Genomic DNA, 22,506 nt, shown 5'->3' with positions numbered 1-22,506 from the left:
CCGGTCGTCTCCGGCCCGCTCGGCGATTTGGGCCGCATCCCTATAGGGCACGGCGCGGGTGCCGTTCGTCAAGGCCCCGCGCCGCCGGGTCCGCGCCGCACGCGTGCCCGGCGTGCTCCCGGAACGCCCCGGACAGGGGGAGGAACCCGGCCGGGCGGCGGCTAGTCGGGGTGGCGGAGACCGTGCACGACGGCCACGAGCGCGGCCATGACGGAGCCCGCGGCGACGACCCAGAAGCACAGCTCGTACGCGGCGAGGGAGGGCACGTCGGTGCCGGCGATGACCTGCCCGGCCAGGACCGACGCGGTGACGGCGCCGGCGATGCCGCCGCCGGTGGTGCGGACGAGCGAGTTGATGCCGCTGGCGATGCCGCTCTGGTCCATCGGGACGTGCTGGATGGCGAGCGTGCCGAGCGCCGCGTACGCGATGCCGAACCCGATCCCCTGGATGGAGCTGAACGCGAGCATGTCGTACACGTGCGAGTTCGACACCGCCAGCCACGCGTAGCACAGCCCCGCGAAGGCGGATCCGATGGCGAGGGTGAACGCCGGTCCGATCCGGGCGGCGATCCGCCCGGCCATGAAGGAGAAGGCCAGCATCGTGACCGTGCTCGGCAGCATGTAGAGGCCGACGTCCAGGACCGAGCCGTCCAGCCCGTACCCGACCGCGTCCGGTTTCGCCTGCACGAAGCCCGCGATCAGCGTGAACGCCGCGAACATCGAGAAGCCGAGCAGCGCCGAGGCGACGTTGGCCGACAGCGACCGCGCGCCGACGAGCAGGTTCAGCCGCACCAGCGGGGCGCGGACCCGCAGCTCGATCACCACCCAGGCGGCGCAGAGCACGGCGGCGGCGCCGAACAGGCCGAGGACGCCGGCGGACGTCCAGCCCCACGCGTTGCCCTCGCTGATGCCGAGCAGCAGGCAGATCAGCCAGGCGGCGAGGAGGACCACGCCCGGGTAGTCGGGCCGCCCGCCCACGCGGACGCCGACGTCGCGGGCGGCGGTCCCGACCAGCACCAGCCCGGCGGCGGCCATCGCGCCGGCGATCCAGAACACCGGCCGGTGGCTGTCGGTGCGGGCGGCGATCAGCCCGGTCACGATCATGCCGGCGCTGCCGCCGGCGCCCATGGTGGCGCTGACCACGCCGATCGCGGTGGTGATCCGCTCGCGCGGGAACGTGTCCCGGATCATGCCGATGGCCAGCGGGATCATCGAGGCCGAGACGCCCTGCAGCGCGCGTCCGGCGATCAGGACGACGAGCGAGCCGGACAGCGCGCAGACCACCGAGCCGGCCAGCAGCAGGGCGAGGGCGAGCAGGATCATCCGCTTCTTGCCGTACATGTCGCCGAACCGCGTCAGCAGCGGGGTGGCGACCGCACCGGCCAGCAGGGACGCGGTGAACACCCAGGTCACATCGGTGATCGGGGCGTCGAAGCGGACCATGAGCTGGGGCAGCATCGGCAGCACCAGGGTCTGCTGCACCGCCACGGCCATCCCGGCGAACGCCAGCGCGACCAGGGTGCGGCCGGTGCGCCCGGGATCGGGTGCGGGGCGCCCGGCCGTCTCGCGCGCCGTGGTCGGGGCGCCGGTCATCGAACCTCCATCGGCCGGTCGCCGGGAGCCGGCCGATCGGCGATCTTGTTACTTAAGTTAAGTAAGTGTAGAGCGGTAGGGTGGGTGGCATGTCATCACCGGTGCCGCCGGACATCGTGGAGATCGAGCGGGCGCTCAGCCGCGTCGCGCACATGCTGACCCGGTTCAGGCAGCACGACCGCACCGTCGTCGCGGCGGGCGTCCCGGTCGACCGCGCGGCCGTGCCGCTGCTGCGCGCCCTCGCCGAGAACGAGGGCCCGATGCGGCCGGGGGAGCTGGCCGTCCGGCTGGCCGTCGAGGCGCCCCACGTGACCCGGCAGGTGCAGCGGCTGGAGCGGGCCGGGTACCTGGAGCGGGTCCCCGACCCCGACGACCGGCGGTGCCGGCGGGTCAGGCTCAGCGGCTCCGGGCTGGCGGCCGTCGAGTCCATCCGCGCGTCCGGGCGCCGCTGGATCACCGGGGCCCTCGCGGAGTGGTCGCCCGCCGAGCGCGAGCGGCTGGCCGGGCTCGTGAACCGGATGGTCGACGACTTCGAGGCCCACTCCGGCAACGCCGACACCCCCGAAGCGGGCACCCCCGACGCCGGCGTCACCGGCGCCGGTTCCCCCGCGGCGGCGGCGTCCGGCCATGCCGGGTCCGGCCGGAGCTGAACCGCGGACGATTTCCAGTCGTTTGTGGTTTACGTGAGGTTAGAGAGATTTTCCAGGCCGCGATGTGTGCAGGATCTGGTTTTGCGCCGGGCTCCCGCGTCCATAAGGTTGGCTTCCGTGGACCTTCGTCTGCGCCACCCCCGCGATGATTCCCCCCGCCCGGCCCGTCGCCGCGCGGCCCCCCGCATCCCTCCCGGGGAGGGACGCTGATGAACGTCGTCACCACCGCCGGCCACGGTGGGCACGGCAAGTCGGCGCTCGTGCGCGCCCTCACCGGCAAGGAGCCCGAGCAACCGGGCGCGTGGATGCAGCTGCCCTCGGGACGCCGCGTGGCGTTCGTGGACGCTCCCGGGGACGAGGAGGCAGTCCCGGCCATGCTCGCCGGCGCCGCCCCGGCGTCCGCCGTCCTGCTGGCCGTCGCCGCGGACGAGGGGTGGATGCCGCAGACGCGGGAGCATCTGGAGGCCCTCGGCGCGCTCGGCGCCCGGTTCGGGGTCGTCGCCGTCACCAAGGCGGACGCCGCAGACCCGAAGCTCGCGCTGCGCCAGGTCCGCGAGCGGCTCGCCGGGACCGCCCTGCGCGGCGCCGAGGCGGTCGCCGTCAGCACCGTGACCGGTGCCGGGACCGATGAGCTGGCCGCCGCCCTGGACCGGCTCGCCGCCCGCCTCCCCGTCCCCGACCCCGCCGCCCCGGTGCGGCTGTGGATCGACCACGCCTTCACCGCCGGCCGCCAGACCGTCGTCACCGGCACCCTCGCCGCCGGGACGATCACCGTCGGCGACGAGCTGCTCCTCATGCCCGCCGGCGAACGCGTCCGCGTCCGGACGATCGGCTGCGCGGGCGAGCCGTGCGAGTCCGTCGGGGGCGTGTCGCGGATCGTGCTGACCCTGCGCGAGGCGGGACGCGTGGACGGCGGCATGGCCCTGGTCGCCGCCGGCGCCTGGACCCACACCACCTGCATCGACGTCCGCACCCGCTTCGGTGAGGCGTCCGGCCGGCTCGCGCGGCGGATGACCCTGCACATCGGGTCGGCCGCCGTCCCGGTCCGGCTGCGGCCGCTCGGCCCCGACACCGCCCGCCTGACCCTGAACGAGCGGGTCGCCCTGCACCTCGGCGACACCGGGATCCTGCGCGACCCGGCGCGCGGCTCGATCGCCGGGGTGAGCGTCCTGGACGTCCGGCCGCCGACCCTGGTGCGGCGCGACGCGGGCGCGGCCCGGGCACGGGAGCTGGCGTCCTGGCCCGACCGGCCGGACGGCACGATCGTGCTGCGCCGGCACGGCGTGCTCCGCCGGTCCGAGCTGTCCGTCATGGGGTGCGCGCCGCCGCCGGACGCGGTCACGCTGAACGGCGAATGGGTCGCCGACCCCGCGCACTGGGACTCGCTGTTCGAGCGCCTCAGCGAGGAGACGTCGCGGCACGCCGCCGAGAGCCCGCACGCACCGGGGATCCCGCTGGAGACCGTCCGGCTGCGCCTCGGCCTCCCGGCCCGCAGGCTCGTCGCCGCGCTCATCCGCCCGCCGCTGCGCGTCGAAGGCGGACGCGTCTACGGCCCCGCCCCGGAGCCGGAGCCGGAGCCGGTCGCGCGGCACGTGGCCCGCACCGCGATCGCGTCCGAACCGCCGCCGCCCTGGGCGGACGCCGTGGAGCGTCTCCGGGCCGACCTCGCGGACGCCCCGTTCTCGGCGCCCGCCGCCGGCCGTCTCGCGGAACTGGGCCTCACCGGCGGGATCCTCGCCGACGCCGAACGCGCGGGCGCCGTCCTGCGGATCGGCGGCGGTGCCGACGGAGACGGAGACGGAGACGGCGGCCGCGACGGGACCGACATCGTCCTGCTGCCGGGCGCCGACCGGGAGGCGCTGCGCATCCTGTCGGCGCTGCCGCAGCCGTTCACGCCCGGGCAGGCCGGGAGCGCCCTGTCGACCAGCCGCCACGTCGCCGTCGCCCTGCTGCGCCACCTGGACAGGCTCGGACTCACCGAACGCCGCCGCTCCTGACCCGGGCGAAAACCGGTTGAACCGAACCCGCCCGCTCTGGCGTCATAGATCACGGTTCGGATCCCGTCGATCAAGGAGAAGGCATGCCGTACCAGACCATCAAGGGCGGCCGCGTTCCCATCCGGATGTGGACCGACCCCGCCACCGTCGAGGACCAGGCCCTCGACCAGCTCCGCAACGTCTCCGCCCTGCCGTGGGTGGAGGGCCTCGCCGTGATGCCCGACGTCCACTACGGCAAGGGCGCCACCGTCGGCTCGGTCATCGCGATGAGGGACGCGGTGTCCCCGGCGGCCGTCGGCGTCGACATCGGCTGCGGGATGACCGCCGCGAAGTCGACGCTCACCGTCGAGGACATGCCCGACGACCTGTCGGTCCTGCGCGGCCGGCTGGAGAAGGCGATCCCCGTCGGCCGCGGCTCCCACCGGCAGGCCGTCGACCCGGACGCGCTCCCGAACCTGAAGGAGCGCGGCTGGTACGACTTCTGGAAGGCGTTCGACGACCTGCACCCGGCGGTGCGGTCCCGCCTCGGCCGCGCCCGCGTCCAGATGGGCACGCTCGGCGGCGGGAACCACTTCCTGGAGCTGTGCGCGGACGACGACGGCGCGATCTGGCTCGTCCTGCACTCGGGGTCCCGCAACATCGGCAACGAGCTGGCCGAGCAGCACATCGAGGCCGCCCGCAAGCTGCCGCACAACCAGGACCTGCCGGACAACGACCTCGCCGTCTTCCTCGCCGGCACCGTGAAGATGGACGCCTACCGCCACGACCTGTTCTGGGCGCAGGAGTACGCGCGCCGCAACCGCGCCGTCATGATGGCGCTCGCGCAGAACGTCGTGACGAAGCGGTTCGGGGACAAGCGCTGCCGCTGGAACCAGATCATCTCCTGCCACCACAACTACGTGGCGGAGGAGGAGTACGGCGGCGCGGAACTGCTCGTCACCCGCAAGGGGGCCATCCGCGCGGGCGCCGGCGACCTCGGCATCATCCCGGGGTCGATGGCGACCGGCACCTACATCGTGCGGGGCCTCGGCAACGAGACCGCCTACAACTCGGCCTCGCACGGCGCGGGCCGCAGGATGAGCCGCAACAAGGCGCGCAAGAACTTCACCGTGGACGACCTCGTGGAGCAGACCCGCGGCGTCGAGTGCCGCAAGGACAGCGGCGTCATCGACGAGATCCCGGGCGCCTACAAGGACCTGGAGGCGGTGATCGAGGCGCAGTCCGACCTGGTGGAGGTCGTGGCGCACCTCCGCCAGCTCATCTGCGTGAAGGGCTAGCCGCCCTCCCGGGCCGGGCCGCGCCCGGGCCGGGAGTCGGCGGACCCGCCGCCGGAGTCAGCCGAGGACGCGGTCGACGAAGGCGGTGACGTCGGCGAGGACCTCGCCGCGGTTGGTCTCGTTGAACACCTCGTGCCGTGCGCCGGGGTAGATCCGCTCGGTGAGGCCGCCGCCGCGGATCGCCTCGATGCCGGTACGGGTGTCCTCCGGGCGGACGAGCCGGTCGGCCTCCCCGTGCACGTAGAAGGTGGGCAGGGAGCCGAGGGAGCCGTGCTCGTTGACGCGCCTCAGCGCGCTGTCGAGGGCCTTCACCGTGGTCTTCTTGAACGGGCCGTGCCAGATGAGCGGGTCCTCGGTGTAGGCCTTGCCGACGGCCGGGTCGCGCGACAGCGTGGACGTGTCGATCGGCTCGCCGGGCATCTCGTCCAGGGGGAGCAGCTCCTCGACGACGTGCCAGCGGCCGAGCACCGGACCCGACAGCACCAGCGCGGCGAGGAGGCCGCCGTGCAGCTGCGCGTACCGGGCCGCGATCAGCCCGCCCATCGAGTGGCCGATCATGACGACGGGCAGCCCGGGACGGTCGCCGCGCGCCGACTCCACGACCGTGTGCACGTCGGCGACCACGTCCTCGTAGTCCTCGATCAGCACGCGTTCGCCCGCCGAGCGGCCGTGCCCCATGTGGTCGGGCCCGCAGACGACGGCGCCGTGCCGGACGAGGACGTCCGCGACGTGGTCGTAGCGGCCGAGGTGCTCGCCGTAGCCGTGCACGAGGACGGCGGCGTACCGCGGCTCGCCGTCCGCCCAGATCCGGGCGGTGATCGCGCCCCGCGTCCCCGCGAACTCCCATTCCCGCGCCGTGGTCACTCCGGCCTCCTCGTGGTCACTCCGGCCTCCTGTACGGTCGACGGAACGTAACGGTCTCCCGCGATGCGACGGATCGTCAACCACCGGAATAGGCTGGAGTGTCCGACCGCAATTCCCGGTGGCCAGCGAGCCTGGCGAGCCGGACAGCAGGAAGGGGCGCCCGTGCTGGTCGACACCTTCGGCCGTACCGCGACGGACCTGCGGGTCTCCCTCACCGACCGCTGCAACCTCCGTTGCTCGTACTGCATGCCTCCCGAGGGCCTGGACTGGCTGCCCAAGCCCGAGGTCCTCACCGACGACGAGGTGGTGCGGCTGGTGGGACTGGCCGTCCGGGAGCTGGGGATCACCGAGGTCCGCTACACCGGCGGCGAGCCGCTGCTGCGGCGCGGCCTCCCGGACATCGTGCGGCGGACGGCGGAGCTGACGCCGCGTCCCCAGATATCGCTGACCACCAACGGCATCGGGCTGGACCGGCTGGCCGCGCCGCTGGCCGAGGCCGGGCTCGACCGGGTCAACGTCTCCCTCGACACCCTCGACCGCGGCACGTTCAAGCGGCTCGCGCACCGCGACCGGCTGGACGACGTCCTGAAGGGGCTGGCCGCCGCGCAGTCCGCGGGACTGCGGCCCGTCAAGGTCAACGCGGTGCTGATGCGCGGGATCAACGACCACGAGGCCGTCCCGCTGCTGCGCTACTGCCTCGACCACGGCTACCGGCTGCGGTTCATCGAGCAGATGCCGCTGGACGCCCAGCACGGCTGGACCCGCGAGAACATGATCACCGCGGACGAGATCCTGGAACGGCTGTCGGCGGAGTTCGACCTGGCCCCCGACGCGGACCACGACCGCGGCAGCGCCCCCGCGGAGACGTTCACGATCGGCGGCGGCCCGGACGTCGTCGGCGTGATCGGCTCGGTGACCAGGCCGTTCTGCGGCGCCTGCGACCGGGTGCGGCTCACCGCCGACGGGCAGATCCGCAACTGCCTGTTCGCCACCGAGGAGTCCAACCTGCGCGACGCGCTGCGCGACGGCGCCACCGACGCCGAACTCGCCGACCGCTGGCGCAAGGCGGTGTGGGCCAAGCGCGCCGGGCACGGCATCGACGACCCGTCCTTCCTGCAGCCCGCGCGGCCCATGTCGGCGATCGGCGGCTGATGGCCCGGGCCGCCGGGCCGTTCGACGCGGTCCTTCTCGCGGGCGGGCGGGCCCGGCGGTTCGGCGCCGACAAGCCCGCCGCGCCCGTGGGCGGCCGGGCGCTGATCGAGTGGGCGGCCGCGGCCGCGTCCGGTGCGTCCCGGCTGATCGTGGTGGGGCCGCCGCGGGACGTCCTGCCGGGGGCCGTGCTCGTCCGGGAGGACCCGCCGGGCGCCGGGCCGGTGCCCGCGCTGCGGGCGGGGCTGGCCGAGGTGCGCGCGCCGCGGCTGGCGCTGCTGGCCGCCGACCTGCCGTTCCTGCGCCCCGCCCACCTCACCCGGCTGCTGGACGCGATGGGGGACCGGGCCGGGGCCGTGCTCGTGGACGAGGACGGCCGCGAACAGTGGCTCGCCGGCTGCTGGCAGACCGGAACGCTGCGGACGGCCGTGAACGGCTACGCGGGCGCGTCGCTGGGCGGGCTCCTCGGCCCCCTCGCGCCCGCCAGGGTCGTGTTGCCGGCGGGAATCCGTCCGGCGTGGTACGACTGCGATACCCCGGAGGAACTCGCCGCCGCCGAACGCCTGCTTTGATCGTGCGAAAGTGGGCAGATCGCCAGAACCATGCGTGAAGGGGGACCCATGTCGGTGCTTGAGGACTGGATCAACGCGGCCTGCGACGAACTGGGCCTCGAACGCTGCGACATCGACCGCGACCTGGTGCTGGACCTGGCCCGCGACGTCGCGCACGGGGTCGCGCGGCCGGGCGCTCCGCTGACGGCGTACCTGCTCGGCTTCGCGGTCGGCCAGGGCGCGCCCGCGCGGGACGCCGCCGCCCGGCTGACCGAGATGGCCGAGGGCTGGAACGCCGCGCACGACCGGCCGGCGGAGCCCGCGGAGAAGACCGGCGAGAGGGCCGGGGTGCCCGGGCCGGCGGGTGAACCCGTCCTCCTCGACGAGGCCTAACCGCCGGACGGGGGCGCCTCCCGGTCGGCGACGGGCACCACGTCCTTCAGGAAGTCGCGGCGGTCGAGGAACGCCGACAGGCTCTCGCGGTGCGCGTCGCAGGCGAGCCAGACCTTCCGCCGGTCCGGGGTGTGGATCTTCGGGTTGTTCCAGCGCAGCGCCCACACGGCGTCGGCGCGGCAGCCTTTGGCGGAGCACTGCAGTTCGTCGTCGGGGCCGGTTCCCGGAGCGGAGTCGGTCATCGGCCAACTGTGGCACAGCCCCGCCCGCGGGAACGTGCCAGCCCCGCGTTTCGCCCGGTGATCCCCGGATAGGACCCTGCCGTGCGGAGCGAGGGCTCGGGCGCCCCGGACCGGGGCCGGGACGGTCGGCGCCGCTGGGAGGCGCTCTCGGTCTGCCTGGTCGCGGCGTTCATGACGCTGCTGGACGTCAGCATCGTCAACGTGGCACTGCCCTCGATCCGCGACGGGCTGCACGCGTCCGACGCCGGGCTGCAGTGGATCCTGTCGGGGTACGCGCTGACGTTCGGCCTCGTCCTGGTGCCGGCCGGGCGGCTCGGCGACGCCCGCAGCCGCCGCGCCGTGTTCCTGTCCGGGCTCGCGCTGTTCACGGCGTCGAGCGCGCTGGCAGGGATCGCGCCGACGATCCTGTTCCTCATCGTGGCCCGGCTCGTGCAGGGCGTCGCGGGCGGCATCCTCAACCCGCAGGTCGCGGGCCTCATCCAGCAGCTGTTCCACGGCGCCGACCGGGGCCGGGCGTTCGGCGCGCTCGGCGCCGTGATCGGGATCGCGACGGCCGTCGGCCCGCTGCTCGGCGGCGCGCTGATCGCCGTCGCCGGGCCCGAGGAGGGCTGGCGGTGGGTGTTCTACGTCAACGTCCCCGTCGGGGTGCTGGCGCTGGTGCTGGCGTGGCGGCTGCTGCCCGCGCCCATCTACGGGGAACGCCAGGGCCTCGACCCGCTCGGGGTGCTGCTGCTGGGCGCGGGCGTCGTCTGCGTGCTGCTGCCGTTCGTCCAGGAGCGGCAGTGGCAGAGCGGCCTCAAGTGGCTGCTGATCCCCGCGGGCGCGGTGCTGATCGCCGTGTTCACCGCGTGGGAGCGCCGCGCCCGGACGCCGATGGTCGACCTCGGCCTGTTCCGGCTCCGCTCCTACGCGCTGGGTTCGGCGATCGCGCTGCTGTACTTCGCCGGGTTCACCGCGGTCTTCTTCATCTTCACCCTCTACCTGCAGAGCGGCCTCGGCTACAGCGCGCTCGGCGCGGGCCTCGCGATCACCCCGTTCGCGGTGGGATCGGGCATCGCGTCCGCCGTCGGGGGCCGCGTCGTGGCGCGGTACGGACGCCCGCTCGTCGCCGCCGGGCTCGCCCTGGTCCTGGTGGGCCTCGGCGCGGCGTGGGTGGCGGTCGAGCTGAAACCGGGGAGCGGCGTGGCGTGGGCGACCGCGGCGCCGCTGCTGGTGGCGGGCCTCGGCAGCGGCCTGGTCATCGCGCCCAACCAGACGATCACCCTGTCGGAGGTGCACTACACCGAGGGCGGCAGTGCGGCGGGCGTCCTCCAGACGGGGCAGCGCGTCGGCACCGCGATCGGGATCGCGGCCGTCGGATACCTGTTCTTCGCCACCCTCTCCGGGACGGGCGGGGACTGGGCGGCCGCGTTCCGCGACGGGCTGATCGTCATCCTGGTGTTCGTCCTGGCGGCGCTGGCGGCGGCCGCCGCCGACCTGGCCGCCGGCCGTCGCGCCGACCGCGCCGGGCGCGCCGGTTAGCTCCGGCGGCGGAGGGCGCGGGCCGTCAGGGCGAGGACGCCCGCGGCGCCGAGAACGGTTCCGGCGAGGATCCGGTTCTGGCGCCTGATCCGCGCCGGGATCTCCGCGTACGGCATCGTCGAGAACGACACCAGTTCGTAACGGGACACGTAGCGTCCCGCCAGGCGCCGCTCCAGCGCGTGCGTAGCGGCCTGCTTCGCCCGGTACACCGGGGACGACACGCGGTCGCGCATCTCGATGAAGTTGTCCAGCGCCATCTCGGCGATCGCGTCGGTGTTGGGCTTGCGCCGCTCCTGGTAGAGCGACAGCGCGCGGGCCCAGTCGCCGCCGGTCTCGGTGAGGCACCGGTCGATCTCGATGCAGTCCTCGAACGCGCAGTTGGCGCCCTGCCCGAAGAACGGGACGATCGCGTGCGCGGCGTCGCCCACCAGCGCCGTGATCGCGCCGCCGTCCCCGGACCGCGTCCACGGGCGGCACCGGACGGTCACCAGGGACCCGACGGGGTTGTGCTCGTAGTCGGCCGTCAGTTCCGGCATCAGGTCCGTGACGTCGGGATAGTGACGCTCGAAGCAGGCGGTGACCTTCTCCGGCGTGTCCAGCGCGTCGAGGTCGGCCTTGGGCCAGAACAGCGTGCAGGTGAACGACCGGTCGAGGTTCGGCAGGGCGATCATCATCGAGGTGCCCCGGGGCCAGATGTGCAGCGCGTCGGGGTCGAGGGCGAACCCGCCGTCCCTGGGCGGGATGGTCAGCTCCTTGTAACCGTGCTCGAGGAAGTCGGCGTCGTCGTCCAGCCCCAGGGACCGGCGGACCGCGCTGTAGGCGCCGTCGGCCGCCAGGACGACGTCGGCGGGCTCGGCGTCGGCGTCCTCGAACAGGACCGCCCCGGCCTCGGTGTCCACGCCGGTGACGCGCTGGGAGAACCGCAGCGCGACCCCGGGCGTGCGGTCGGCGGCGTCGAGCAGCGACCGGTTGAGCTCGGCGCGGCCGATGGAGTTGATGGCGCGTTCGCCGTCCGCGCTGTACGGCTGGAAGTTCCGTCCGCCCGACAGGGGGTGCACCATCCGCCCGTGCATCGGCAGGGCCTGCTTGAGGGACTGGTCGCGCAGGCCCACCTGCTCCAGCGCGGCCAGGCCCCGGGCGGAGATCGCCAGGTTGATCGAGCGTCCGCGCTCGGCGCCCGCGACCCGCGGGTCGGGACGCCGCTCGTACACGGTCACCGGGATGCCCCTGCGGCCCAGCAGCACCGCCAGCAGCGAGCCCGCAAGGCCGGCGCCGACGATCGCGACCCGCTCGCCGCCGCCGTCACGCGCCATCGGCGGGGACCTCCCCCGTACTCCCCGGCTCGGTCTGCGAGCGGACCTCCCACAGGTCGGGGAAGGAGGGGGCGAACAGCGTGCGGCGCAGGTAGTCGGCGCCGGCCGAGCCGCCCGTGCCGATCTTCGCGCCGATCGTCCGCTCGACCATCTTCAGGTGCCGGTACCGCCATTCCTGGATGCCCTCGTCCACGTCGACGAGCGCCTCGCAGACCTCGGCGGCCGGCCCGGCCTCGTCGGCGTAGACGGCGAGGAGCGCCTTCTGCACGCCCGGGTCGGGCTCCCAGGGACGGGACGTGTCGCGGTCGAGGGCCTCACCCGGGACCGAGAAGTCCTTGCCGTCCAGGTAGCGCAGCAGCGAGTCGAAGACCGACCGGCGGGACACCGCCGCCTGGAGCCGCTCGTCGTCGCGCAGGTCCGAGGCCGGGAACTTGCGCCGCCCGAGGACGGCCTCGATCTCGCGGAACTGCGCGCTCTGGAACCCGCTGGAGCTGCCGAGGACGTCGCGGAACGCGGCGAACTGCCGGGGCGTCATCGTCTCCAGCACGTCCAGCTGCCCGACCACGGTCTTGAGGATCTTGGCGATCCGGCGGGCGGTGTGCAGCGCCCCCGCGCTGTTGCCCTCCTCCAGCCTGCTCTGCAGCAGCCCGGCCTCGTGCAGGATCTGTTTGAACCACAGCTCGTAGACCTGATGAATGATCACGAAGAGCAGCTCGTCGTGGGCCCGGGTCTTCGGCTCCTGGCAGGCCAGGAGATCGTCGAGCTTCAGATAGCCGCCGTACGTCATCGTCGGCGAATCCGCCATCACGCCTCCTTGCGACACAACGGATGTGTCCGCAGCATATGGGATCGTTCCGCGCGGCCCGGGGACGGGTGCCGCCGCGCCGGCCCCTGCCCCTACGATCAGAACGGGATTCGGTATCGCGCTCGGGAGGCGCCGGATGAGCGGAATCGTCAGGGAGTTCGTGGGGCTGCCGTCGCCTCTGACCGGCAGGGCGGGCGCGGGCGGCCATCCGTGCCAGGGCGTCTACCACCGCCCCGCCGGGAACCCGCCGAGGACGGCGTTCATCGCGACCCACTACAACGTCGACTTCTCCGAGCACTACCTCGCCGAGCACCTCGCGACCCGCGGCTACGGCTTCCTCGGCTGGAACACGCGCTTCCGCGGCAACGAGGCGCACTTCCTGCTCGACCACGCGCTCGCGGAGATCGGCACCGGCGTCCGCTGGCTCCGCGAGCACGCCGGGGCCGAGCGGATCGTCCTGCTCGGCAACTCCGGCGGCGGCTCCCTCATGGCCGCCTACCAGTCCCAGGCCGTCGAGCCGAACGTCACGCCGGTCGCGGGGATGCGGCCCGTCTCGGCCATCGAGGACCTGCCCGCCGGCGACCTGTTCATCGCCCTCGCCGCGCACTCCGGCCGCCCCGAGGTCCTCACCGCCTGGATGGACCCGTCGGTGACGGACGAGACCGACCCGCTGTCGGCCGACCCCGCGCTCGACCCGTTCAACCCCGAGAACGGCCCGCCCTACGACGCGCTGCGGACCTGGCTGTCGATGTGGAGCCTGCGCACCTCCCAGTGCGCCGCCGCGCCGCACCTCGCCCGCATCACCGCGCCGTCCCTGGTCGTGCACGCGACGGCGGACGAGTGCGTCTACGACAGCGACGCCCGCGCGGTCTTCGACGCCCTCGCCTCGTCCGACAAGACCCTCGACTTCATCAAGGACACCCACTACCTGCCGCGGTCGCGCGCCTGGGTCGCCGACCTCATGGACGCCTGGGTCCGCGACCATTAGCGCGAACGCCCCCCGCCGGACGTGACGGGACGTCAGTCGACCTCGCCGGCGGAGACGCGGACGGCGCGCAGGGCGGTGGTGATCCCGGCGGCCTGGTCGGCGGGCAGGTCGGCGATGCCGAAGCCCGACTCGTTGAGGGCCCGGGTGGCCTCCTCGGCCAGGTCGCGCCCGGCGGGGGTGATGGCGGCCAGGACGACGCGGCGGTCGTCGGGGGAGGGGCCCCGGCCGACGAGGCCGCGCTGCTCCAGCCGTCCGATCACGTTGGTGACCGAGGCGGGATGGACCATGAGGCGGGTGCCCATCTTGCCCATGGGGAGCGTCCCGGTGCGGGTGAAGGCGAGCAGGCGCAGCGCCTCGTAGGCGGCGAACGTCAGCGCGTACGGTTTGAGTACGGCCTCGATCCGGCTCAGCAGGATCTGCTGGGCCCGCATCACCGAGGTGACGGCCGCCATGTGGTCGGCGTGCTCGGGCCAGCGGATGCTCCACTGGCGGTGGGCCTCGGCGATCGGGTCGGGGGTCTCGGGCACCGGACCACCGTATGTCGTCGGAGGCGGTGTGGTCTTGACCGGGTCGCGCACGGAAACTATTTTAACTTCCAAATATTGGATGTCCAAGGTTTGGGGTGGAGACGGTGACGGGGGATCTGCACGTGCCGGTGCACCCGGTGCGGTTCGTGACGGCGGCCGCGCTGTTCGACGGTCACGACGCGGCCATCAACATCATGCGGCGCATCTTGCAGTCCCAGGGCGCCGAGGTGGTGCACCTCGGGCACGACCGCTCGGTCAGCGAGGTCGTCGACGCCGTCCTGGAGGAGGACGCCCAGGGCGTGGCGATCAGCTCCTACCAGGGCGGCCACGTCGAGTACTTCGAGTACCTGTCGCGCAGCCTCAAGGAGGCCGGCGCCGAGCACGTGCGGGTGTTCGGCGGGGGCGGCGGCGTGATCGTCCACGAGGAGATCGCACGGCTGTCCGGGGCCGGCGTGCGGATCTTCTCGCCCGAGGACGGGCAGCGGCTCGGCCTGCCGGGGATGATCAACGAGCTGGTGCGCGACTGCGACGTCGACCTCGCCGCCGAACCTGTTTCGGCTGAGGCCGTGGTCGCGGGGGAGCGGCGCGCCCTCGCCCGCGCCCTCACCTGCCTGCAGGCCGGGAAACTGCCCGAGCAGGAGCGGGCCGCGCTCGCCGAGGCGGCCGGCCGGCGGCGCGTCCCCGTCCTCGGCATCACCGGGACGGGCGGTTCCGGGAAGTCGTCGCTCACCGACGAGCTGGTGCGGCGGCTGCGCGTCGACCAGCGGGACCGGCTGCGCGTCGCGGTGCTGGCCGTCGACCCGACGCGGCGGCGCGGCGGCGGCGCGCTGCTCGGCGACCGCATCAGGATGAACGCCCTGGACGGCGACCACGTGTTCTTCCGCTCCCTGGCGACCCGCGGCGCGCGGGAGCTGCCCGACAACATCGAGGAAATGATCACGGCGTGCCGGGCCGCCGGATACGACCTGGTCATCCTGGAGACGCCCGGCATCGGGCAGGGCGACGCCGCGATCGTGCCGCTGGTCGACGTCTCGCTGTACGTGATGACGCCCGAGTTCGGCGCCGCCACCCAGCTGGAGAAGATCGACATGCTCGACTTCGCGGACGTGGTGGCCATCAACAAGTTCGAGCGCCGCGGCGGCGCCGACGCGCTGCGGGACGTGTCGCGGCAGCTCATCCGCAACCGCGAGGCGTTCGGGCAGCGGCCCGAGGACATGCCGGTGTTCGGCACCAGCGCGGCCACGTTCGACGACGACGGCGTCACCGCCCTCTACCGGCATCTCGGCGGGCTCCTGGGCGAGCACGGGCTGGAGCTGGCGGACGGCGTCCTGCCGGAGATCGCGACGAAGGTCTCCACCGGCGCCGCGACGATCATCCCGCCCGGCCGGGTGCGGTACCTGTCCGACATCGCCGAGACCGTGCGCGGCTACCACTCCGGCACCGTCGGGCAGATCGAGGCCGTCCGGCGCGTCCAGCGGCTGGACGAGGTGCGCGCCGAGCTGACGGACGCCGCCGAGGTCGAGGGGCTGCTGGAGAAGGCCCGCCGCGACGTGGCGCCGGAGAACGCCGCGCTGATCGAGGGCTGGCCGGCGGTCGTGGAGTCGTACTCGGGCGACGAGCAGGTCGTCCGGATCCGCGACAGGGAACTGCACACCGCGCTGACCCGCGAGTCCCTGTCGGGCAGCCGGATCCCGCGCGTCGCGCTGCCGCGCTACACCGACCACGGTGAGCTGCTGAGGTTCCTCCGCAACGAGAACCTGCCCGGACGGTTCCCGTTCACCGCCGGGGTGTTCCCGTTCAAGCGCGACAACGAGGACCCCGCGCGCATGTTCGCGGGGGAGGGCGACCCGTTCCGCACCAACCGCCGCTTCAAGCTGCTGTCGGAGGGCCAGCCCGCGACCCGCCTGTCGACCGCGTTCGACTCGGTCACCCTGTACGGGCGCGACCCCGACGAGCGTCCCGACGTCTACGGCAAGGTCGGCACGTCCGGCGTGTCCATCGCGACGCTGGACGACATGAAGGCGCTCTACGACGGGTTCGACCTGTCGTCGCCCACGACGTCGGTGTCGATGACCATCAACGGCCCCGCCCCCACGATCCTGGCGTTCTTCCTCAACACCGCCATCGACCAGGGGCTGGACGCCTTCTACGACGAGAACGGACGCGCGCCGTCCGAGGACGAGGCCGCCGTGATCCGCGCGCGTGTGCTGTCCACCGTGCGCGGCACCGTGCAGGCCGACATCCTCAAGGAGGACCAGGGGCAGAACACCTGCATCTTCTCCACCGAGTTCTCGCTGCGGATGATGGGCGACATCCAGGAATGGTTCATCGCCAACAACGTCCGCAACTTCTACTCGGTGTCCATCTCCGGCTACCACATCGCCGAGGCCGGGGCGAACCCCATCAGCCAGCTCGCGTTCACCCTCGCGAACGGGTTCACCTACGTCGAGTCGTACCTGGCGCGCGGCATGGGCATCGACGACTTCGCGCCCAACCTGTCGTTCTTCTTCTCCAACGGCATGGACCCCGAGTACAGCGTCCTCGGACGCGTGGCCCGCCGCATCTGGGCCGTGGCCATGCGCGACCGGTACGGCGCCAACGAGCGCAGCCAGAAGCTCAAGTACCACGTGCAGACGTCCGGGCGCTCCCTGCACGCGCAGGAGATGGACTTCAACGACATCCGGACGACGTTGCAGGCCCTCATCGCCATCTACGACAACTGCAACAGCCTGCACACCAACGCCTACGACGAGGCCGTCACCACCCCGACGGCGGAGTCGGTCCGGCGGGCGCTGGCGATCCAGCTCATCATCAACCGCGAGTGGGGCCTGGCGATGAACGAGAACCCGCTGCAGGGGTCGTTCATCATCGACGAGCTGACCGACCTGGTCGAAGAGGCCGTGCTGACGGAGTTCGACCGCATCAGCGAGCGCGGCGGCGTGCTCGGCGCCATGGAGACCGGCTACCAGCGCGGCCGCATCCAGGACGAGTCGATGCTGTACGAGCAGCGCAAGCACGACGGATCCCTGCCGATCGTCGGCGTCAACACGTTCCGCGCCCCCGGCGCCGAGGACGGGACGCCGGACACCATCGAGCTGGCCCGCGCCACCGAGGAGGAGAAGCGGTCCCAGCTCGACCGGGTCCGCGGCTACCAGGACGCGCACGGCGACGAGGCGCGGGCCGCCCTCGCCGCGCTCCAGGACGCGGCGCGGTCGGGCGAGAACGTGTTCGCGGTGCTGATGGACGCCGCCCGCGTGTGCAGCCTGCAGCAGATCACCGACGCGTTCTTCGAGGTCGGCGGCCAGTACCGCCGTAACGTATGAGCCCGCTCGACGACACCGGCGCCCCGGTCCCCGTCCCGGACCGGGTGCGCCGCGTCGTGTCGATCGTCCCGTCCCTGACCGAGACCGTCGCCGTCACCGCGCCGGGCCTGCTGGCGGGCGCCACCGACTGGTGCACCCGCACGGCGGGCCTGGACGTCCCGCGCGTCAAGGGCACCAAGAACCCCGACCTGGAGCGGATCGCGGAGCTGCGGCCCGACGTCGTCCTCGGCAACACCGAGGAGAACCGTCCCGCCGACGTCGAGGCGATGCGCGCCGCCGGGATCGCGGTGTGGATGACGGAGATCCGCACCGTGGACGAGGCCCTGGCGTCGCTGCGCCGCATGCTCGCCGAGGCGTGCCGGGTCCCCGTGCCGGGCTGGCTGGACGAGGCGTCCCGCGTCTGGTCGGACGTCGCGCCCGGCGAGCCCCGCACGGCGATCGTCCCGATCTGGCGGCGGCCGTGGATGGTCGTCGGCCGCGACACCTTCACCGGCGACGTCCTGTCCCGCCTCGGCGTGTCCAACCTGTACGCCGGCCACCCCGACCGCTACCCGAAGATCGCGCTGGACGAGCTGAACGCCGTCGGCGCCGGCCTGGTCGTCCTGCCGGACGAGCCCTACCGGTTCACCGCGGACGACGGCCCCGAGTCGTTCCCCGGCGTCGACGTCGCGCTCGTCGACGGCCGGTACCTCACCTGGTACGGCCCGTCCCTCACCGAAGCGCCGGCCGCGCTCGCCCGTCAGCTCGCCGCGGCCCGGCCCTACTGACGGGCCCTGCTGACCGGCCCTACCGGTCGTCGCGGACGGGGCCGCGCGCGAACATCGCCTCCACGCAGGCGGCCATGCGCCCGTCCAGCTCCTCCGCCGGGAGGTCGATCTCCCGCGCCAGATGCTCGCGCAGCAGCGTGTACCCGTAGATCGTGGACGCGATCGCCGCCTGCACGGCCTCGACGTCCTCGACCGGCAGCTCGCCGCGCGCGGCCTCCGCGGCGAGGTCCTCCCGGCTCGCGCCCCGGTTCAGCAGCACCCGGGGCCGGTCGTCGCCGTCCAGCACGAGCAGCGACGCCAGGACGACCGGCTCGGGGTTGCGCAGGCTCGTCCAGAACAGCCGTGCCAGCCGCTTGCGCAGCGGCAGGCCCGCCGCGTCCACCGCGTCCTCGGCGTTCGGCCGGGACCGGTGGAACAGCGCCGACCGCAGGAGCGCCCGCCGCGACCCGAAGTACTGGTAGACCAGCCCGCGGTTGACGCCCGCCTCGTCGGCGACCTGCCGCAGGTTCAGCCCGGCGAGGACGCCGCCGCGCCCCAGCAGCGCGATCGCCGCCGCGCGCAGCGACTCCTCGGTCGCCTCGCGGTCCCGCGCCGGTCCCTCCCGGCGGGCCGTCCGCGGTCCGGTCACGCCCGCGGGCCGCCCGCGACATAGATGACCTGGCCGGACACGAACGAGGCGTCGTCGCTCACCAGGAACGCCACCGTCCCGGCGATGTCCTCGGGGACGCCGACGCGCCGGACGGGGATCTCCTTGGCGGCGGCGGCCTTGAAGTCCTCGAACCCGACGCCGACGCGGGCGGCGGTCGCGGCGGTCATCTCCGTCGCGATGAACCCGGGGGCGATGGCGTTGGCGGTCACGCCGAACTTGCCCAGCTCGATCGCGAGGGTCTTGGTGAAGCCCTGCAGCCCCGCCTTGGCCGCCGAGTAGTTCACCTGCCCGCGGTTGCCGAGCGCCGACACCGACGACAGGTTGACGATCCGGCCCCAGCCGGCCTTCGTCATGTGCTCCTGCGCGGCGCGGCTCATCAGGAACGAGCCGCGCAGGTGCACCGACATGACCGTGTCCCAGTCGTCGTCGGTCATCTTGAACAGCAGGTTGTCGCGGGTGACGCCGGCGTTGTTGATCAGCACGACGGGCGGGCCCAGCTCGGTCGCGACGCGCGCGACGGCGGCGGTGACCCGCGCGGAGTCGGCGACGTCCACGCCGACGGCGAGGGCCTTGCCGCCGTCCTTCTCGATCTGCTCCACGGTTGCGGCGCAGGCGGCCTCGTCGAGGTCGCAGACCGCGACGGCGAATCCCTCCCGGGCGAGCCGTACGGCGGTGGCGGCGCCGATGCCCCGCGCCGCGCCGGTCACGATGGCGACCCTGGTGTCGGTCATGTCGATGGCCCCTCTCAGACCTGGATGTCCTTGGCGATGATGGTCTTGAGCACCTCGCTGGTGCCGCCGTAGATCCGGGTGACCCGGGCGTCGGCGTACAGGCGCGCGATCGGGTACTCGAGGATGTAGCCGTAGCCGCCGTGCAGCTGCAGGCACTTGTCGACGACGCGGGCCTGCACCTCGGTGCAGAACAGCTTGCACACGGCGGCGTCGGCGGGGGTGAGCTCCCCGGCGTCGAGGGCCTCGATGCAGCGGTCGACGAGCGAGCGGGCCGCCTCGACCTCGGTGGCGCACTCGGCGAGGACGAACTTGGTGTTCTGGAACGACGACACGGTCTTGCCGAAGACGGTGCGGTCCTGGACGTACCTGCGGGCGAACTCCACGGCGGCGGCCGCGGACGCGTAGGAGCTGGTCGCGATGCCGAGGCGCTCCTCGGCCAGGTTGTGCGTCAGGTACTCGAACCCGCGGCCCTCCTCGCCGAGCAGGTCCTCGACCGGGACGCGGACGTCGGTGAACGACAGCTCGGCCGTGTCGGAGCTGCGCAGGCCGATCTTCTCCAGCTTGCGGCCGACCGCGTAGCCCTCGCTCTTGGTGTCCACCGCCAGGATCGACAGGCCCGCCCGCCGGTTCTCCGGCGTGGCGGGTGACGTCCGCGCCACGACGAGCACCCGGTCGGCGAGGACGCCGCCGGTGATGAACGTCTTGGCGCCGTTGAGGACGTAGTGGTCGCCGTCGCGCTTGGCGGTGGTCTGCATGCCGGCGAGGTCGGAGCCGGTGCCGGGCTCGGTCATCGCGATGGCCGTCATCATGTCGCCGGACACGAACGGCGGCAGCCAGCGCTTCTTCTGCTCCTCCGACCCGTACTTCAGCACGTAGGGCAGGACGAGGTTGACGTGCACGCCGTAACCGCCGAAGCTCACCCCGGCGCGGGCGCACTCCTCGGAGACCACCGCCTGGTACTTGAAGCTCGTCTCGCCCGCGCCGCCGTACTCCTCGGGCACCTGGATGCCGAACACGCCGAGTTCGCCGAGCTTGTTGTAGAAGCCGCGCGGCGGATGGCCGGCGTCCTCCCACTCGCCGTAGACGGGCGCGACCTCCGCCTCGATGAACGACCGGATCGTCTCCCGGAACGCCTCATGGTCCTCGTTGAACACGGTGCGGCGCACGCTGTGCCCCTTTCGCTGCGCAATTAACAGAACGCTAACCTAACTCGAATCGAGTTCTAGAATCAAATACGAGTCAGGTGGTCCGTCCGGCCGTGCAGCGAATCCCGGAGGGGCGGAGGCTCAGCAGTCGGGTTCGCAGACCCGCTGGGACAGCGCCTTGAGGAAGAGTGCCTGGACCTGTCCCGGAGTCTCGGCCACGTACGCGTCGCCGCCCGTCACCCGCGCGATCTGGCGGAGCTCGTTGACGTCCACGCCCTCGCCGAGACCGAACATGTTGATCAGGACGGGACGCTCCGGGTCGTACGCCCGGCGGATGTGCTCCAGCGTCTCCGACAGCGAGGGGCCCTCCCTGTCCTCGTTCTTCCCGTCCGTCCACAGCAGGATCGAGTTCACGTACTCCGGCTTGTAGGTCCGCTTCATGTGGTCGAACGCGGCGATGGTGGTCTCGTACAGCCCCGTGCCGCCGTCCTCCTTCACCCTGGTCTGCGCGAACGCGCTCAGCACGAGCTGGCGCCGGGTGGCCGAGCCGAGCCGCTCGTCCAGCGGCCCCACGCTGACCAGTTCCCGCCAGTCCCGCTCGCCCTCCAGCTCGGTGGAGAACACCCACTGGCCGAGTTCGCTGTCGTCCGGCAGCAGCGACAACCCGTTCTGCGCCGTGCGGATCGTGGACTGCAGCCGCGTGGCGCCGGGCGCGATCTTGCGGTCCATGGAACCGGAGATGTCGATGATGCTCAGCATCCGGATGCTCAGCGAGAGCTGCGCCCACTGCTGCATGGTGCGCTTCACCTCGGCCGCGGGCGTCGGCGGCAGCGCCTCGGGCGCCTTCTTCGCCAGCCCGGTCTTCGCCGAGAACGCCGCCGGCGCGGCGCCGTCGGGCGTCCGGAAGCCCAGCCTGCGCACGTCCTCGCGGGTGGTGTCGCTCGCCAGCTCCTCGCGCAGCAGCCGGGCGGCGCTCACCTTGGCCGGTTCCCTGGACAGGACGGTGACGGGGTGGTCGAGGAAGACGGTGCCCTCGGCCGGGTACACGGCGACGGCGATCTCGGACGGACGTTTCGCGTTGAAGGCGAACACCGCCTGCTCGGGCGTCAGCGCCACGGGGTAGCGCTCGCCCGACTCCTGGCCGAACGCGGCGAACTGCGCCTTGACCGACGCCGCGATGCCCTCCCGGAACGTCCGCACCACGCCGGTGAACACCGCCTGTCCCTGCGGGTCGTCCGCCAGCAGCGCGCCGGCCAGCATCAGCGTGCCCATGCCGGTGGCGGTGCGGTCGGGGTCGGGGACCTGCAGCCGGAACAGCCGCGGGGGGATCGCGCCTTCGGCGGGCGCGGCCGCGGGCCCCTGCTCGGCGTTCTCCGCCGTCCCGGCCGCCGCCAGCAGCTCCTTCCAGGACGGCCGCTCGGGCGCCCCGAGGTTGCGCAGCTGCACCGCGAGCCCGCGGGGCATCGCCAGCACGATCGGGCTCGACGCGATCCCGCCGAGGCGGGTGAAGTCCGCGGCGGCCCCGGCCCGGTCGGACTCCTCGACGAGCTTGGTCCACAGGGAGGAGTCGGGGATCCAGACGTCCGGCTTCTCGGTGACCCCCGCGACCCCCTTGCCCGACAGGAGCGTCGCTACGGCGGCCGGGTCGGCGGACCGCACCCGCGCGATGGCGCACCTTCCCGCGACCTGCTCGCGGGCGTCATTGAAGCGCCGCGCGGCCCGGATGACCGCGGGGGCGACGTCCGGCGCCGCCGCCACGCTGATCGTGAGCGCGCCGTCGCCCGCGCAGTCGTCGCCCGCCCCGGTCAGCGCGTACGCGCCGATGCCCGTCACCAGGACGAGCCCGACCGCGCCGGCCAGCGGTCCGAGCAGGATGCCGCCGAACTTCCTCGGCGCGCGCGGCCGCTTGCGGCCCGGTTTGGCGGCGGCGTGCGCAGGCCCCGGGGGACGGGACGCGCGGTCGGGCCTCTCGAAGGCGTTGAACGGCCGGTCCGCGCCCGCGCCGCCCGCGGCGCCGCCCGG

At 73.3% G+C, this 22,506-nt stretch carries 20 protein-coding genes; 10 read left to right on the top strand and 10 right to left on the bottom strand.

What is annotated here, in order from left to right; translation table 11 throughout:
* Positions 1-161: 161 nt before the first annotated feature.
* A complete protein-coding gene (locus AB0C35_RS20030; RefSeq protein WP_358457883.1) occupies positions 162-1,592 on the bottom strand; it encodes an MFS transporter in 1,431 nt (476 codons plus the stop codon).
* Positions 1,593-1,681: 89 nt separating this feature from the next.
* On the opposite strand from AB0C35_RS20030, the gene AB0C35_RS20025 reads away from it, so the two are divergent.
* The 3 genes from AB0C35_RS20025 to AB0C35_RS20015 all read left to right on the top strand — a co-directional run bounded on the left by AB0C35_RS20025 (position 1,682) and on the right by AB0C35_RS20015 (position 5,516).
* Positions 1,682-2,242, top strand: coding sequence for a MarR family transcriptional regulator (locus AB0C35_RS20025; RefSeq protein WP_358457881.1), 561 nt, complete (start codon positions 1,682-1,684; stop codon positions 2,240-2,242).
* A 209-nt stretch (positions 2,243-2,451) separates the two neighbouring features.
* Positions 2,452-4,239 (top strand): SelB C-terminal domain-containing protein, encoded by a 1,788-nt coding sequence (locus tag AB0C35_RS20020; protein WP_358457879.1) that lies wholly within the window; start codon positions 2,452-2,454, stop codon positions 4,237-4,239.
* A gap of 83 nt (positions 4,240-4,322) precedes the next feature.
* A complete protein-coding gene (locus AB0C35_RS20015) occupies positions 4,323-5,516 on the top strand; it encodes an RtcB family protein (RefSeq protein ID WP_358457877.1) in 1,194 nt (397 codons plus the stop codon).
* 57 nt (positions 5,517-5,573) lie between these two features.
* Here the strand turns inward: AB0C35_RS20015 and AB0C35_RS20010 are convergent, their stop codons facing one another.
* On the bottom strand, positions 5,574-6,380 hold the full coding sequence (locus AB0C35_RS20010; protein WP_358457875.1) for a lysophospholipase: 807 nt from the start codon (positions 6,378-6,380) through the stop codon (positions 5,574-5,576).
* A 162-nt stretch (positions 6,381-6,542) separates the two neighbouring features.
* Between AB0C35_RS20010 and moaA the strand changes: the two genes are divergently transcribed.
* The 3 genes from moaA to AB0C35_RS19995 are packed head-to-tail and all read left to right on the top strand — an operon-like array spanning position 6,543 to position 8,473.
* Entirely contained in the window at positions 6,543-7,532 is a 990-nt protein-coding gene (moaA, locus tag AB0C35_RS20005; RefSeq protein WP_358457872.1) for a GTP 3',8-cyclase MoaA, read from the top strand.
* A complete protein-coding gene (locus AB0C35_RS20000; protein ID WP_358457869.1) occupies positions 7,532-8,101 on the top strand; it encodes an NTP transferase domain-containing protein in 570 nt (189 codons plus the stop codon). Before moaA ends, AB0C35_RS20000 begins: the two co-directional genes overlap by 1 nt.
* Before the next feature lie 48 nt (positions 8,102-8,149).
* Positions 8,150-8,473 (top strand): DUF6457 domain-containing protein, encoded by a 324-nt coding sequence (locus tag AB0C35_RS19995; RefSeq protein WP_358457866.1) that lies wholly within the window; start codon positions 8,150-8,152, stop codon positions 8,471-8,473.
* Here the strand turns inward: AB0C35_RS19995 and AB0C35_RS19990 are convergent.
* Positions 8,470-8,715, bottom strand: coding sequence for a hypothetical protein (locus tag AB0C35_RS19990; RefSeq protein ID WP_358457863.1), 246 nt, complete (start codon positions 8,713-8,715; stop codon positions 8,470-8,472). The genes AB0C35_RS19995 and AB0C35_RS19990 overlap by 4 nt on opposite strands.
* Positions 8,716-8,796: 81 nt before the next feature.
* Between AB0C35_RS19990 and AB0C35_RS19985 the strand changes: the two genes are divergently transcribed.
* Entirely contained in the window at positions 8,797-10,236 is a 1,440-nt protein-coding gene (locus tag AB0C35_RS19985; protein WP_358457860.1) for a DHA2 family efflux MFS transporter permease subunit, read from the top strand.
* Here the strand turns inward: AB0C35_RS19985 and AB0C35_RS19980 are convergent.
* Both AB0C35_RS19980 and AB0C35_RS19975 read right to left on the bottom strand, forming a co-directional pair.
* The gene (locus AB0C35_RS19980; protein WP_358457857.1) at positions 10,233-11,549 is read right to left on the bottom strand and encodes an NAD(P)/FAD-dependent oxidoreductase; all 1,317 of its coding nucleotides are present in this window, start codon (positions 11,547-11,549) and stop codon (positions 10,233-10,235) included. The two genes, AB0C35_RS19985 and AB0C35_RS19980, sit on opposite strands and share 4 nt — an antisense overlap.
* Positions 11,539-12,354, bottom strand: coding sequence for a tryptophan 2,3-dioxygenase family protein (locus AB0C35_RS19975; protein WP_358457854.1), 816 nt, complete (start codon positions 12,352-12,354; stop codon positions 11,539-11,541). The genes AB0C35_RS19980 and AB0C35_RS19975 overlap by 11 nt, the downstream gene beginning before the upstream one ends.
* A 136-nt stretch (positions 12,355-12,490) precedes the next feature.
* Between AB0C35_RS19975 and AB0C35_RS19970 the strand changes: the two genes are divergently transcribed.
* Positions 12,491-13,342 carry an alpha/beta hydrolase gene (locus tag AB0C35_RS19970; RefSeq protein ID WP_358457852.1) on the top strand — a complete coding sequence of 284 codons (852 nt, stop codon included), beginning with the start codon at positions 12,491-12,493 and terminating at the stop codon, positions 13,340-13,342.
* A gap of 32 nt (positions 13,343-13,374) precedes the next feature.
* On the opposite strand, the gene AB0C35_RS19965 is transcribed toward AB0C35_RS19970, so the two are convergent.
* Positions 13,375-13,869, bottom strand: coding sequence for a MarR family transcriptional regulator (locus AB0C35_RS19965; protein WP_358457849.1), 495 nt, complete (start codon positions 13,867-13,869; stop codon positions 13,375-13,377).
* A 104-nt stretch (positions 13,870-13,973) separates the two neighbouring features.
* On the opposite strand from AB0C35_RS19965, the gene icmF reads away from it, so the two are divergent.
* Together icmF and AB0C35_RS19955 are read left to right on the top strand one after the other, a co-directional pair.
* The gene (gene icmF / locus AB0C35_RS19960; RefSeq protein WP_358457847.1) at positions 13,974-17,192 is read left to right on the top strand and encodes a fused isobutyryl-CoA mutase/GTPase IcmF; all 3,219 of its coding nucleotides are present in this window, start codon (positions 13,974-13,976) and stop codon (positions 17,190-17,192) included.
* The gene (locus tag AB0C35_RS19955) at positions 17,189-17,959 is read left to right on the top strand and encodes a helical backbone metal receptor (protein WP_358457844.1); all 771 of its coding nucleotides are present in this window, start codon (positions 17,189-17,191) and stop codon (positions 17,957-17,959) included. Before icmF ends, AB0C35_RS19955 begins: the two co-directional genes overlap by 4 nt.
* Before the next feature lie 19 nt (positions 17,960-17,978).
* On the opposite strand, the gene AB0C35_RS19950 is transcribed toward AB0C35_RS19955, so the two are convergent.
* The 4 genes from AB0C35_RS19950 to AB0C35_RS19935 all read right to left on the bottom strand — a co-directional run.
* Positions 17,979-18,587: a TetR/AcrR family transcriptional regulator gene (locus tag AB0C35_RS19950; RefSeq protein WP_358457841.1), complete on the bottom strand. Its 609-nt coding sequence runs from the start codon at positions 18,585-18,587 to the stop codon at positions 17,979-17,981.
* Complete coding sequence (fabG, locus tag AB0C35_RS19945) at positions 18,584-19,339, bottom strand: 3-oxoacyl-ACP reductase FabG (protein ID WP_358457839.1); 756 nt, start codon at positions 19,337-19,339, stop codon at positions 18,584-18,586. Before fabG ends, AB0C35_RS19950 begins: the two co-directional genes overlap by 4 nt.
* A gap of 14 nt (positions 19,340-19,353) precedes the next feature.
* Positions 19,354-20,505 (bottom strand): acyl-CoA dehydrogenase family protein, encoded by a 1,152-nt coding sequence (locus AB0C35_RS19940; RefSeq protein WP_358457837.1) that lies wholly within the window; start codon positions 20,503-20,505, stop codon positions 19,354-19,356.
* A gap of 120 nt (positions 20,506-20,625) precedes the next feature.
* Positions 20,626-22,506, bottom strand: a 1,881-nt coding sequence (locus tag AB0C35_RS19935) for a substrate-binding domain-containing protein (protein WP_358457834.1), incomplete at its 5' end; no start/stop codon positions are given.

This window comes from Spirillospora sp. NPDC048819 (genome assembly GCF_040650055.1).
Taxonomy (GTDB): Bacteria; Actinomycetota; Actinomycetes; order Streptosporangiales; family Streptosporangiaceae; genus Spirillospora.
The sequence above is the reverse complement of the archived record's forward strand: the minus strand, read 5'-3'. Positions and strand labels throughout refer to the sequence as shown.